The following is a 12,755-nucleotide window of genomic DNA, read 5'->3' on the forward strand; positions in this document are numbered from 1 at the left end:
CAGGGAATTGACGCCGGTGACGGGTCCAAGCTCGCGTTGAAATGGTCTGAGGAAAACAAAAACCCGCGGGATCGCTCCCGCGGGTTTTCGGTCGCCTGAGATGTTGCTGCTTCCCCCCGAAGCAAAAGAAGGGAAGCAAAAGAAAAGGAGGATCAGGTGCCCGGCGAGGCGCCGCCGCCGCCGGGGAGGCCGGGCGCCAGCTTGCTGGCGCCGCCCATGATCTGGCTGAGGAAGCTCTGGTCCTTGCCGCCGGTCGGCGTGGTCCGCGAGATGAAGTCGAACACCTTGCCGTCCTTCAGGCCGTAATTGGCGATCTGGGTAACGCGCCCGTCCTCGCCGAAATAGACGGCCAGCACCTTCTGGTCGACCAGCCTCGGCTTGTCGAAGGCGACGTAACGCTTGCGCGTCTGTGAGATGTAGTAGAAGGCCTCGTTGTCGAAAGTCGCCTTGGTCGACGGGGTGCCGAGCGCCAGAAGCACCTGTTCGCGGCTCGAGCCGACCGGCACCAGGTCGATCGCCTGCTGGTCGATGACGTAGCCCTGCGTCAGCGTCTCGCTCGGATTGAGATCACCGATCATCTTCGACGAGTTGCAGCCGCAAAGCGCCGAAGCTGCCACCAGCAGCGAGATCGCGCCGGCGGATCTCGGAAAAGCGGACCTGGGCAGAAAAGTCGACTTGATTTTCAGCGCGCGCAACTACAACTCCATTAGCTGGCCGCAACTTGCGCTGGGCCGCAAAACCGGTAAACCAGCTTGCTCGCCGATGCAACAAGGCCAATTCAACAAACGGTCCCCGGGAGACCACCCTCAATGTTCCAGCGCCTTTTTGGTCGCGAACGTCACGCCAACCGCGCTATCACCGAGGCGCTTTACGCACAAATCGTGGCAGCGGCGCGGCAAACCGTGTTTTATTCCGACTGGGATGTCCCGGACACGCCGCTTGGCCGCTTCGAGATGCTGTCGCTGCACATGTTCCTGTTCCAGCACCGGCTGCGCGGCGAGGGTGGTGTTGCCGGGGAGGTCGCGCAGGTGCTGATCGACGAGTTCTTCATGGATGTCGAGCATTCGCTGCGCGAACTCGGCATCGGCGACGTCGGCGTGCCGAAGCGCATGAAGAAACTGGCGAAGATGTTTTATGGCCGCACCGCCGCCTATGACGATGCGCTGGAACGAAACGACCATGACGCACTCGTCGCGGCGCTTGCCCGCAATGTCAGGCCCGATGCCGGCACCTGGCCGCAGGCGACGCATCTGGCCGGCTACGTCGCCGATGTCTCCAGGCGACTCGCGGAACAGCCGACCGAATCGATTGTTTCCGGCACTGTGGCATTCCCCGCGGCCAAACCTATTTAAGAAAACAAGCCTATTTAAAGGAAAATATGAAACACGCCGATTCCCAGAGCCCCGATCGCCAAAGCCCCGTGTCCTTCGTGGCCAACGTCGCCCGGCTGCCGCAAAAGGGACTGCCGGTGCTGATCGAGGCCGACGCCGCGCAACGCGCCGCGCTGGCAGGCGAGCACGAGTTGCTGTCGGTCGAGAACTATCGCGCCGAACTGCTGGTGGCGCCATGGAAGCGCAACGGCGTCAAGGTCAGCGGCCGCGTCGAGGCCGATATCACCCAGGCCTGCATCGTCACCCTGGACCCGATCGAGGCGCATATCGACGAGGCGGTCGACGCACTGTTCCTGCCGGAGCAGTCGAAGCTCGGGCGGCAGGGTTTCGAGGGCGGTGGCGAGATAATGCTCGATGCCGAAGGGCCGGACAGCCCGGAAACATTTTCCGGCAATTCAATCGATGTCGGGGCGCTCGCCGAACAGTTCTTTGGACTGGCGATCGATCCCTATCCGCGCAAGCAAGGCGTTTCGATGGAGGCTGCCGACGATGCCGGGACTGCGGAAAGCGAATTTCAGCAAAAGCTGCGTTCCCTGCTGGGGAAATCCTGAAAACCCGACCCAATCGGAGAAAGCCGGTTGTGCGGCAGCCCAAAAACGCTATTTTCGCCGAACCTTCGCGAGCCCCAAACCCGTTGCCAGCGCCAGGCGCTCGCTCAAGCAAACTGTGAGATGAACACCGCGTGATCAGGATTTCCATCGATGCCATGGGCGGCGATCACGGACCAAGCGTGGTCATCCCGGCGCTCATGACGGTCGCGACCCGGCGTCCCGACATCCGCTTCGTCATCTATGGTCGCGAGGAGGCAGTGCGCCCCGAACTCGCAAAGCTGCCCAAGCTGGCGGAAGTGAGCGAGTTCATCCACTGCGAGATAGCAGTCCGGATGGACGACAAGCCGAGCCAGGCGCTGCGCCATGGCCGCTGGAAGTCGTCGATGTGGAAAGCGGTCGAGGCGGTCAAGGCAGGCACTGCCGACGCCTGCATCTCGGCCGGCAACACCGGCGCGCTGATGGCGATGTCGAGATTCTGCCTGCGCACCATGGCGACCATCGACCGTCCGGCGATCGCGGCGCTGTGGCCGACATTGCGTGGCGAAAGCGTGGTGCTGGACGTCGGCGCCACCATCGGCGCGGATGCGCATCAACTGGTTGATTTTGCCATTCTGGGCACTGGCATGGCGCGCTCGGTTTTCGGCATCGAACGGCCGAGCGTCGGTCTGCTCAATGTCGGCGTCGAGGAGATCAAGGGCCAGGAAGAGGTCAAGGAGGCGGGCCGCATGTTGCGAGAGGCCAACATGGCCTCGATGAACTACCATGGTTTCGTCGAGGGCGACGACATCGGCAAGGGCACGGTCGACGTGGTCGTCACCGAAGGATTTGCCGGCAACATCGCGCTGAAAACGGCGGAAGGCACGGTACGGCAGATCGCCGGTTACCTGCGCGCCGCGATGGACCGCACGCTGATGGCCAGGATCGGCTATGTATTCGCCAAGGGCGCCTTCGATCGCCTGCGCGAAAAGATGGATGTCGGCCGCTCCAACGGCGGGGTTTTCCTGGGTCTGAACGGCGTCGTGGTGAAAAGCCATGGCGGCGCCGATTCGGACGGCTTCGCGGCGGCGATCGAGCTTGGCTACGACATGGTGCGCAACAATCTGCTCGATCGCATCGAAGCCGATCTTGATCTGTTCCATGCGCGCAATCCGCATGCCCAGACATCCAGGAAATCCGACGTCGTTGCCGACGCAGAGGAATAGGAAAGAGCCTTGATCAGATCAGTCGTGCGCGGCACAGGCTCCGCGCTGCCCCGCCGCATCATGAAGAATGCCGATTTCGAAGGCATGGTCGAGACGTCAGACGCATGGATTGCCCAGCGCACCGGCATCCGCCAGCGCCATATCGCGGCCGACGACGAGACGACGGCTTCGCTCGGCGAGGCGGCGGCGCGCGCAGCCCTCGACAATGCCGGCCTGACGCCGGCCGATATCGACCTGATCGTGCTGGCGACCTCGACTCCCAACAACACCTTTCCGGCGACCGCCGTCGACATCCAGAACCGGCTCGGCATGCATCACGGCTTCGCCTTCGACATGCAGGCGGTGTGCTCGGGCTTCGTCTACGCGGTGACGACGGCCGACCTCTATATCCGCGGCGGCCTCGCCAAACGCGTGCTGGTGATCGGCTCCGAAACCTTTTCGCGCATCCTCGACTGGAGCGATCGCTCGACCTGCGTGCTGTTTGGCGACGGCGCCGGCGCGATGGTGCTGGAAGCAGGCGAGGGGGCGGGCGGCATTGCCGACCACGGCGTGCTGGCGGCCAGCCTGCGCTCCGACGGGGCTCACAAGGACAAGCTGTTCGTCGACGGTGGAGCGTCGACCACCGGAACGGTGGGCCATCTCAGGATGGAAGGCCGCGAAGTGTTCAAGCACGCGGTCGGCATGATCACCGACGTCATCGAAGCGACGTTCTCAGCTGCCGGGATCACCGCTGAAGATCTCGACTGGTTCGTGCCGCATCAGGCCAACAAGCGGATTATCGACGCTTCCGCCAGGAAGCTCGGGATAGCGGAACAAAAGGTGGTGGTTACCGTCGATTTGCACGGTAACACCTCGGCTGCTTCGGTGCCGCTGGCGCTGTCGGTGGCGGTCGCCGACGGCCGCATCAAGAAGGGTGATCTGGTGCTGATCGAGGCGATGGGCGGCGGCTTCACCTGGGGCGCGGTCCTGCTTCGCTGGTAAGTGCCGAACGGACCGGTTCGGTCCTTGACCTTGCCGGATCAATTACTTAGGCTCTATGTTTGCTTATATAGAGTTATGTTTTTTGAGCTGATGGGGACGGTTCGCATGGGGGGAAAGACACTTACGCGCGCCGATCTTGCTGAAGCCGTTTATCGCAAGGTTGGCCTGTCGCGTACTGAATCGGCCGAGCTCGTCGAAGCGGTTCTGGACGAGATCTGTGAGGCGATCGTTCGCGGCGAGACGGTAAAATTGTCGTCGTTCGCAACCTTCCATGTCCGCTCCAAGAACGAGCGCATCGGGCGCAACCCCAAAACCGGCGAGGAAGTGCCGATCCTGCCGCGCCGCGTGATGACCTTCAAATCGTCGAATGTGCTTAAGAACCGCATCCTGCGCGCGCACCAGATCAGCAAGGCCAAGGGCAGCAAATAGCGCCTGCGCTTCAAAGCCCGGTTGAAAACGGTCGCCTGCTTTGACGCCGGGCTTGAATATTGTTTCATAAACCGCTGAAATAAGGCTCGATTCGGCAGGACAAGCCGGATCGGAATGACTCTTTGTTGAGCATGATCCTGGCCGAAAACCGTTTCCCACTTTTCGGGACCATGCTCCAGCGTGAGGATTTCGCCCATGGACAAGAGCCCCGACGCTTTCCGCACCATCAGCGAGGTCGCAGAAGACCTCGACCTGCCGCAGCATGTGCTGCGTTTTTGGGAAACGCGCTTCAACCAGATCAAGCCGATGAAGCGCGGCGGTGGCCGCCGCTACTACCGGCCGCAGGATGTCGAATTGATCAAGGGCATCCGCCACATGCTCTACGATCAGGGATACACGATCAAGGGTGTGCAGAAGCTGTTGCGCGAGAACGGCAATCATTTCCTGGTCGCCATCGGCAATGGCGACATGGCGGCCGTCGAGGCGATCTCGCAGCGCCGGCAGGCCGATGCGGTGCCGTTGACACCGGCGGCCCAGCCGCGCGGCGCCGATGACGAGATGCTGGTCGGCGAGCCCAAGGTGAAACCCAGCCGGCGCTTTTTCGGCCTGGGCAAGACCGAGGAAGAAGGCCCGGTACAGCCGGGCACGTCGAAACTCTCGCGCGACAATCGCGCTTTGCTGCAGGAGGCGCTGTTCGACCTTCTGGAATGCAAGCGCCTGCTCGATCAGGTGCGCTAGCATGGCCCCGAAAAATGCGCAAAAAAATGCTGCAGACACCTTGCGCCTCCGATAGGACGCGCCGCGCTGTAGTGCATGTTGGGATAGCGACTGCATAGAACTTCACGCGGGTCGCATGAATCCCTTCTGACGCGACGCGCTCTAGGGATCGGTCGCGGCAAAAACCGGAACCGGTTTTGCGATCGTGCGTTCCTTCGCAAAAGAAGGAAGCCTGTCATGGTATCATTTTCGACCCTCTCCGACATCGATCTTGAAAAACAGGTCGCGGCTCTCTCCAGGGAACTGGCGGCGTTGAGGAAAGCCGTTTCCAGGCGCGGCAGCGCCTATTACGAGGACGGGCGTGACACCGCGTCGGACTATTACTCGGACCTCGCCGAGCGTTTTAGTGACGCTCTGCCTGCGATCAGGAGGCATGGCAGGGTGATAGAGAAGACGGCCCGCGATCATCCCGCGACAGCGGCCGCAGTCGGTCTGGTTGTGGTCGGGCTCGTCGCCAGTCTGTTCCTCAGCCGCCAGCAGAAAACGTCGCGAACGAGATCGAGATCGGCACGTTGAGACAAGAAAATGGCGGCGCGGACGGCCGCCATTTTCGTTGACCAAAAGGTCGATCAGCGCGCGAGCTTGAGCTTGTTCTTCGGGCTGACCTGCGCGGTCTGGCTGCATTTGCCGTAGACGGTGCCGTTGGAGTCGGTGGCGTCCGTATAAGTACCCTTGCAGTCGAGCTGCAGCACCAGGCAGTGACCCGCGCCCTTGCAAACCGCGCCGCCGCCGCTCGGATGCGTGCCGTTGGCGAAGGCCGAGCCCGGCAGTGAAATCGAGCCGAAGGCCGAGACGACGATGGCAGCGGCGAGCGACAGGCGCTTGAAGTTCGAGATGTTGGTCACTTGAGCATTTCCTTCTCTTGATCGAGGATCGCCGTCAGCGCGTCCTTCCGGTTGGGACCGCCTTTGTGGCGTCCATGCCGTGTTGGTGCGGCCCGGAGAGAAAAGGTTCACGCGTCGGTTCAAGAAAATTCGCAGCCCCTGACGCGTTCTGCGTGCTCCGGCTCCCGCTGCTGAGATTCGATCCTACAGCCGCTTGACAAGGGAGCGGCTCAGAACCGTCGAACAATTCGGCGATCGGCCAGTCAAAGACCCCGATCGAGATGACGGTCCCGTGCCGGTGGCGCCGAGGCCTGGTCCGGGCTGCGCCGATCGGAATCACGATGCCGTGACGGCGTTTTTGGCGCTTGGCAAATCACCATCGAGAGGGCATTCTCTGCGCCGTCTCAGGCAACTTCTTGATTTGATCAAACTCTTTAAATCCACGGAGTTGCCAAATGCCCCAAATAGCAACAAGCGAAGCTTTTTCCGAACTGTCGGCGACCGAAGCTGCGCCCGACCACAGCGCCCTCAAGGCCATCCGAGAAACCAGGGGATACAGCATGGAAGAGCTGTCCCTGACGTGCGGACTGTCGGTCGATGAGATCGCGGACATCGAGAACGGCAGGAATGCCGATGTGTCGAAGCTCAAGCGAATAGCCTCTGCGCTCCGGCTTCCGGAAAGCGCGCTGATCGATACAGCCGCGCTGACACAATCCGTGGAAAATCCAAGACCCGTCTCATAGCAGCGACGCCAGAGGATCAAGCCAGACAAGCGAGCTGTGTACTGGATTTGAAGTTCCTGAATGCTGACGACATCCACCAGAGCAGGAACTTCAAATCCACCATGCCGGGCATCGGCGCGACGGCCGCCGAATTCGGTTGACCCGAACCGCGTTATCACGATACATCGCGACCGGTCCGGAGTGTAGCGCAGCCCGGTAGCGCACTTGACTGGGGGTCAAGGGGTCGTCGGTTCGAATCCGGCCGCTCCGACCAAATAAGCCCTTAGAACCCTAAGGCTTATTTGAAATCCGGGGAAACTGGCTGAGCCGCGAAAACGAGAAATCGGGGCCTTTCTGGGCCCTTTCCTTTTCTGGGCCGTGCCAGTCTGGGGCCATGTCGCCCGAATCGCGCCGTGAACGGGTCGACGATCGGCGGCCAAGCGCTGATCGACAGGCTCGGATCAGATCGCGGATCGATGCATCAGGATCTGGTCGGGCTGTTTGGCTGCTCAAAATGCAAGGCCGAAGGCCGCGACCGCCGCCCGGTGTTCTTCACGTTCATTCCCGACGACAAAAGCCAGCAGCGAGAGCGGCACCGCACCTGGAAGCGGACCTTCGAAAGTGAAGGGCTCGAAACGCGGGAACCTTTCATCCGCGAGCCGCTTTGTGTGCATGTCCCAAGCCGTGCAACCACCCATATTGCCAAAGGGTAGCCCAGATCGGGACGTCAACTGTGAAGTCGCCTTGGAAGCCGCATTTGCAGCCTTGGTGACAGCCTCGGAAGCGAAGGGTTGGACGCCGCGCGAAACGGCTGCAGCCCTACTGAAAATCGCAACGGAGCATGCCCAGCGTTTCAGGCTTGTGCCGGCTGAGCCGCCAAGGTGGCGAACGCGAAGGGGTATGTTCATCGCGTGTGCCATGCTCGTGTTTTTGCTGTGTGCAGCCATCGTTTGGTGGGGTGCTTAGATGACGATCAACGTTTCGCCCCCGGATACGGCCGTTGCCGCGGTCGTAGTGATGGCGTTGCCGCCTATACGTTAGATTGCGCAACGCTCGCCTAAGTTCATCCGGCCAGCGCCATGCCGACGGCTATGCCTATACCCATCACCAGCCCTTCAGCGAGTTCCCGCCATGTTCGACGGCAATGGCTAAGACCACCACTCGCTACGCCCACGTGCTGGACTCCGACCATTTTCAAGGGACTTAGACTTGCCCCAGAAATCCATCATGCCTTAGCCGCCGGCGAACACAGCGCCGCCTGCCGTAACTGCCGCTGATGGCGATATTCCAGCGCGATCGCACCCCAGATCAGCCCGAGCAGCAGATAGACGTGGCGCCAGTGATCGATGTCGATGAAGGTGGCCAGCGCGATATTGCCGATGAAGGCGACATAGGCGCACAGAAGGTAGGGCTGCCACGGCCTGTCGCGCAGGAGAATGCGGAAGCCGGCTGCCATCGTCCAGCAGGTCAGCGTCAGGAACGAGACGAAGCCGAGCCAGCCATAGTCCAGCAGCATTTTCAGCCAGATGTTGTGTGTGTCTTCGCCGAAAATCGTGCCGAAGACGAGCGGGCCGATGCCGAGCGGATGCTCCAGCGCCATCTGGAAACCGAAGATATAGCGGGCGAAACGACCGAGGCGGGCGGTATCGTAGCTCTGTTCCAGCTGGGCGCGGCTGGAGAACATTTCCGAGACGCCCGGCAGCTGCAGGATGACGAGCATCGCGATGACCAGCAGCGAAATGGCGGCGATGGTCATGACGACGACACGCAGCCGGAATTTTCCGCTGGCGCTCTGCAGGAACAGGGCGCCGGTGAGCAGGATCGCCGAAACGCCGAACATGCCCCAGGCGCCGCGCGAGAACGAGAAGAAAATCCCGGCGGTGATGATCAGCAGCGGCATCGCCAGCAACGGCATGCGTGAGACGGGGCCGGTCAGCAGGAGATGGAGCAGGTAGATGCCGGGCAGCACCAGGAACGGCCCGAACACGTTCGGATCCTGGAAGGCGCCGGTGGCGCGGTCGTATCTGGTGAAGATCTCCGCCCCCGGGAAGGCATGGAAATAGCCTGATATCCCGAGCAGCGAGGTCAGCACCGCCGACATCACATAGGCCCGGAAGATCACCCGGTAGAGATTTGGCTGGACCGATGTCACCGAGGCGAAGAACACCGCGGTGAACGCCAGGAACAGCGACACGGCGAGGTAGAGCGGTGTGCCGGCAATATCCGACATCTGGGTCATCGCGATCATGCCGCCGATGTTCATGACCACCAGCAGCACCAGCAGCGGCGCCGCCGCGCGCGATATGCGCAGGCCGAACAGGGCCCACACTGCCATCAGCGCGACCATATAAAGGTCGTATGGCGCCGGCTCGGCGATGACGAAGCCGGACAGGAAGACGCCGAGAAAAACCGCGCTCGACGCAATCAGCGCGATCAGCTTGGCGTTGACCGCGGCCGGCGACAGTTCATGCGCGACTGCGCTCAATAGGCATTTTCCGTATTGAGCAGCCGGATCGGTGTCAGGAACAGGATCCTCAGATCGAACAGCAGCGACCAGTTCTCGATATAATAGAGGTCGTATTCCGTCCGCATGCGGATCTTCTCGTTGGTATCCATCTCGCCGCGCCAGCCATTGATCTGCGCCCAGCCGGTGACGCCGGGCTTAACCTTGTGGCGTGCGAAATAGCCGTCGACCACCTCATTGTAGAGAAGGTTGTGCGACTGGGCGGCAATGGCGTGCGGGCGCGGGCCGACCAGCGACAGCGAACCGAAAAGCGAATTGAAGAACTGCGGCAACTCGTCGATCGAGGTCTTGCGGATGAAGCGGCCGACGCGGGTGACGCGCGGGTCGTTCCTGGTCACCGTCTGCTTGGCGGTCGGGTCGGCCTTGTCGGTATACATCGAGCGGAACTTGTAGACCTCGATGATCTCGTTGTTGAAGCCATGCCGCTTCTGGTGGAACAGCACCGGTCCCTTGCTGTCGAGCTTGATGGCAATCGCGGTCGCCAGCATGACCGGCGAGAACACGATGATGCCGATGATCGAGAAGACGATGTCGAAGGCGCGCTTGGCGACCGAATCCCAGTCGTTGATCGGCCTGTCGAAGATGTCGAGCATCGGCACCGAGCCGATGTAGGAATAGGCGCGCGGCCGGAATCGCAGCGCGTTCGAATGCGCCGAGAGCCGGATGTCGACAGGCAGCACCCACAGCTTCTTCAAAAGCTGCAGGACGCGCGATTCGGCGGTCAGCGGCAGCGACACGATCAGCATGTCGATGCGGGCGATGCGGGCGAACTCGATGAGCTCGGAAACGGTGCCGAGCTTTGGGTAGCCGGCGACGATGGGCGGCGAGCGCTTGTCGCCGCGGTCGTCAAAGATGCCGCAGATGCGGATGTCGTTGTAGGGCTGCTTTTCGACGGAGCGGATCAGGACTTCCGCCGCCGTGCCGCCGCCGACGATTACGGCGCGACGCTCCATGCGCCCGTCGCGCGCCCAGCGCCGGATCAGCTTCGACATCAGCAGTCTCAGGTCGAAGATCAGCATGAAGCCGACGACGAACCAGGTGCCGAAAACCAGGCGCGAATAGTCTTGCGACATCTTCATGGCGAATGCCGTCAGCGCCATCAAGGCGAAGGTGCCGGCCCAGGCCATCAGCAGACGGCCGAAATTGGCGAGCGGCCGCATGAACGAGACGATCTGGTAGCAGTCGGTGACGTCGAGCAGCACCACGGCGAGGGACGAAGCGGCGGCGATCGCCAGCGGATATTGCCAGGCGAGATGGTTGAAGAAGCCGACATAGTAAAAATAGATGCACAGGCCTGACAGGAACAGCAGTGCGAATTCGACCATCCGCAAGACGCCGCTGACCATGATCGGCGACATGGTGTCGCGCCGGTATTGCGACGCGACCTGACGGGCGACGTCGTTCATGCCGCCGGGGCTATCGTCGCCGGCCGGGCCGTTGAAATTGCGCACCGCGTTTTTCGAAAAGCGGCGTTTGGGATCGAAGTCGCTCATGATGCATCCGCAAAGCTTCACGCAAGTGAATAGCGAAATAGAGCTAAGAAACCCTTGAAACAACAAATAGGTTTTGGAGATGCTTTGAGGTCAGCGCCGTTTTGGGGTTAGCGCCCATTTCGGGTTAGCGCTTGAGCGCCGCGAAATAGGCCGTCTCGATCGCGGCGGCCATCACGTCGGCGCCGAATCGCGCCTTGAGGTCGGCGGTATCGGGCATCAGCCTGCCATAGGCATCGGGGTCGGCCAGCGCCGCGCTCATCTTGTCGGCGAGCTCGCGCGGATCGGGCCGGATCAGGGCAGGGGAGCCGGCGCCAAGAATTTCCGGGATGCCGCCGACGCCGGTGGCGATCATCGATTTGCCGGCGGCGAGCGTCTCCAGCACGATGTAGGGCATGGCTTCCGCGCGCGAGGGCACGACAACCAGTTCGGCCAACTCGAAGGCCTTGCGCGCCGGCATCGGCGGCAGGAAGCGCATATGGCCTTCGAGCCCGAGCCGCTTCACTTGCGCATGGTAGCGCGGCAGGTCGTCGCCGTCGCCGACCATCACCGCATTCACCGGGCGGCCGAGCCGCGTTCCGGCAAGAACCAGCGCATCGATGAAGATGTCCGGTCCCTTGAGGTCGCGCATCATGCCGATATAGAGGGCATCGGCCGCATTCGGTTCGGTTCGCACCGGCTCGAACTCGGCGGCGCTCAGTCCATTGTAGACAAGGTTGTTCGGGATCGGCGGTTCGCCGACCTTCCTGCGATAGGTCCGCCTTTCATAGTCGGAGACAAACAGAAGATAGTCGGTGAAGCGCGCCATGAACCGCTCGAGCGCGAAGAACAGCTTCCCCGTGGCGGTGGTCTCGTCATAGTGAAGAGAGCCGCCGTGCGGCGAATAAAGGCGGGCTACGCGAAACCTTGATACCCGCAACAATGAGCCGAACAGGCGGGCATAGGCGCCACCCTTGGCGCCGTGCCCGTGGAGCACGTCCGGCCGCAATTCCTTGATGATCCCAAATGTGCGCCAGGCCGAGGCGAGGTCGCCGGGTCCGACATGCCGCTGCATCGGCGTGCGATGGATGCCGAGCGCCATTATGCCCTTCATCTGTTCGAACAGATGTTCCTCGAAGTCGCCGCCCGTCGTCGAATCGCAGACGATGCCGACGGCATGCCCGGCGGCGACCTGCGCCTCGGTCAGGTCGCGCACGTGACGAAAAATCCCCCCGACAGGTGAGCGAAAGCAGTGGACGATCCTGAGTGTGTCCGCCACGTGGTCTAGAACAGGCGTTCGCGAACATAGACCGTGTCGCCGGGCAGAAGCGGGTCGGAGGTGGCAACGCGACCGGTCATGACCTTGCCGTTGATGTCGCGGGTGATGTCGACGCTTCCCTGGTTGGCGCGCGGGCTGAAACCGCCGGCGATGGCAATCGCCTTTTGCACGGTCAGGCCGGGAACATAGGAGTACTGGCCCGCAGCACCGACTTCGCCCATGATGAAGATCGGCCGGTAGCGGTCGATCTCGACCGAAACGTCCGGATCACGGAGATAACCCTGGCGTAGTTTGTCGGCGATCTCGCCTTCGAGTTGCTGGGCGGTGTGGCCGCGCGCCGGCACGGCGCCGACCAGCGGGATGGACAGATAGCCGGATTGGTCGACATTGTAGACGTTGGTCAAACCTTCCTGCTCGAACACGGTGACGCGGACCCGGTCGCCGGCGCCGAGGCGATAAGGCTGATCGAGCATTTTATGAAAGGCCGCCGGCGCCGGCCGGTAGCTGGAGCAACCGGCAAGCAATGACACGGCGAGCAGTGCACGGAACAGGGAAGCAGTGCTTTTCATGACCGGACATGTACCTTCGACTGGCCGCCGCTGCACC

General features: G+C 62.0%; 15 protein-coding genes and 1 tRNA gene. 9 read left to right on the forward strand and 7 right to left on the reverse strand.

The features are described 5' to 3' along the window. Positions 1 to 152: 152 nt before the first annotated feature. On the reverse strand, positions 153 to 695 hold the full coding sequence (locus AC0L2B_RS21675; RefSeq protein WP_091591558.1) for an outer membrane protein assembly factor BamE: 543 nt from the start codon (positions 693 to 695) through the stop codon (positions 153 to 155). Positions 696 to 809: 114 nt separating this feature from the next. Here AC0L2B_RS21675 and AC0L2B_RS21680 point away from each other — a divergent pair, with 114 nt between their 5' ends. From AC0L2B_RS21680 to AC0L2B_RS21710, 7 genes are all read left to right on the forward strand, one after another. Continuing rightward, complete coding sequence (locus tag AC0L2B_RS21680; protein ID WP_027154625.1) at positions 810 to 1,352, forward strand: ubiquinol-cytochrome C chaperone family protein; 543 nt, start codon at positions 810 to 812, stop codon at positions 1,350 to 1,352. A 26-nt stretch (positions 1,353 to 1,378) separates the two neighbouring features. Further along, the gene (locus AC0L2B_RS21685; protein ID WP_023798390.1) at positions 1,379 to 1,942 is read left to right on the forward strand and encodes a YceD family protein; all 564 of its coding nucleotides are present in this window, start codon (positions 1,379 to 1,381) and stop codon (positions 1,940 to 1,942) included. A gap of 131 nt (positions 1,943 to 2,073) precedes the next feature. Continuing rightward, positions 2,074 to 3,144, forward strand: a complete 1,071-nt coding sequence (gene plsX / locus AC0L2B_RS21690; protein ID WP_023798389.1) for a phosphate acyltransferase PlsX — start codon at positions 2,074 to 2,076, stop codon at positions 3,142 to 3,144. A gap of 9 nt (positions 3,145 to 3,153) precedes the next feature. Further along, complete coding sequence (locus AC0L2B_RS21695; RefSeq protein WP_091591554.1) at positions 3,154 to 4,125, forward strand: beta-ketoacyl-ACP synthase III; 972 nt, start codon at positions 3,154 to 3,156, stop codon at positions 4,123 to 4,125. 105 nt (positions 4,126 to 4,230) lie between these two features. Beyond that, on the forward strand, positions 4,231 to 4,554 hold the full coding sequence (locus AC0L2B_RS21700; protein WP_023798387.1) for an integration host factor subunit alpha: 324 nt from the start codon (positions 4,231 to 4,233) through the stop codon (positions 4,552 to 4,554). A 195-nt stretch (positions 4,555 to 4,749) separates the two neighbouring features. Beyond that, positions 4,750 to 5,292, forward strand: a complete 543-nt coding sequence (locus AC0L2B_RS21705) for a MerR family transcriptional regulator (protein WP_023798386.1) — start codon at positions 4,750 to 4,752, stop codon at positions 5,290 to 5,292. 216 nt (positions 5,293 to 5,508) lie between these two features. Beyond that, complete coding sequence (locus AC0L2B_RS21710; protein ID WP_023798385.1) at positions 5,509 to 5,847, forward strand: hypothetical protein; 339 nt, start codon at positions 5,509 to 5,511, stop codon at positions 5,845 to 5,847. Positions 5,848 to 5,900: 53 nt separating this feature from the next. Here AC0L2B_RS21710 and AC0L2B_RS21715 read toward each other — a convergent pair whose 3' ends face one another. Together AC0L2B_RS21715 and AC0L2B_RS21720 are read right to left on the reverse strand one after the other, a co-directional pair. After that, a complete protein-coding gene (locus AC0L2B_RS21715) occupies positions 5,901 to 6,176 on the reverse strand; it encodes a hypothetical protein (protein WP_023798384.1) in 276 nt (91 codons plus the stop codon). A gap of 352 nt (positions 6,177 to 6,528) precedes the next feature. Next, a complete protein-coding gene (locus AC0L2B_RS21720; RefSeq protein WP_473746759.1) occupies positions 6,529 to 7,056 on the reverse strand; it encodes a hypothetical protein in 528 nt (175 codons plus the stop codon). Between the two features lie 18 nt (positions 7,057 to 7,074). Between AC0L2B_RS21720 and AC0L2B_RS21725 the strand changes: the two genes are divergently transcribed. Next, positions 7,075 to 7,151: transfer RNA gene (locus AC0L2B_RS21725), tRNA-Pro, on the forward strand. A 139-nt stretch (positions 7,152 to 7,290) separates the two neighbouring features. Then, a complete protein-coding gene (locus AC0L2B_RS21730) occupies positions 7,291 to 7,590 on the forward strand; it encodes a hypothetical protein (RefSeq protein ID WP_473746760.1) in 300 nt (99 codons plus the stop codon). Between the two features lie 512 nt (positions 7,591 to 8,102). Here the strand turns inward: AC0L2B_RS21730 and AC0L2B_RS21735 are convergent. The 4 genes from AC0L2B_RS21735 to AC0L2B_RS21750 form a co-directional block, all read right to left on the reverse strand. Beyond that, positions 8,103 to 9,362 carry an O-antigen ligase family protein gene (locus AC0L2B_RS21735; RefSeq protein ID WP_473746761.1) on the reverse strand — a complete coding sequence of 420 codons (1,260 nt, stop codon included), beginning with the start codon at positions 9,360 to 9,362 and terminating at the stop codon, positions 8,103 to 8,105. After that, positions 9,359 to 10,894, reverse strand: a complete 1,536-nt coding sequence (locus tag AC0L2B_RS21740) for an undecaprenyl-phosphate glucose phosphotransferase (RefSeq protein WP_473746762.1) — start codon at positions 10,892 to 10,894, stop codon at positions 9,359 to 9,361. The genes AC0L2B_RS21735 and AC0L2B_RS21740 overlap by 4 nt, the downstream gene beginning before the upstream one ends. A 124-nt stretch (positions 10,895 to 11,018) precedes the next feature. Then, a complete protein-coding gene (locus AC0L2B_RS21745) occupies positions 11,019 to 12,149 on the reverse strand; it encodes a glycosyltransferase family 4 protein (RefSeq protein ID WP_128246696.1) in 1,131 nt (376 codons plus the stop codon). Between the two features lie 5 nt (positions 12,150 to 12,154). Beyond that, positions 12,155 to 12,718 carry a polysaccharide biosynthesis/export family protein gene (locus tag AC0L2B_RS21750; protein WP_473746763.1) on the reverse strand — a complete coding sequence of 188 codons (564 nt, stop codon included), beginning with the start codon at positions 12,716 to 12,718 and terminating at the stop codon, positions 12,155 to 12,157. Positions 12,719 to 12,755 lie beyond the last annotated feature (37 nt).

This window comes from Mesorhizobium sp. WSM4815 (genome assembly GCF_055811575.1).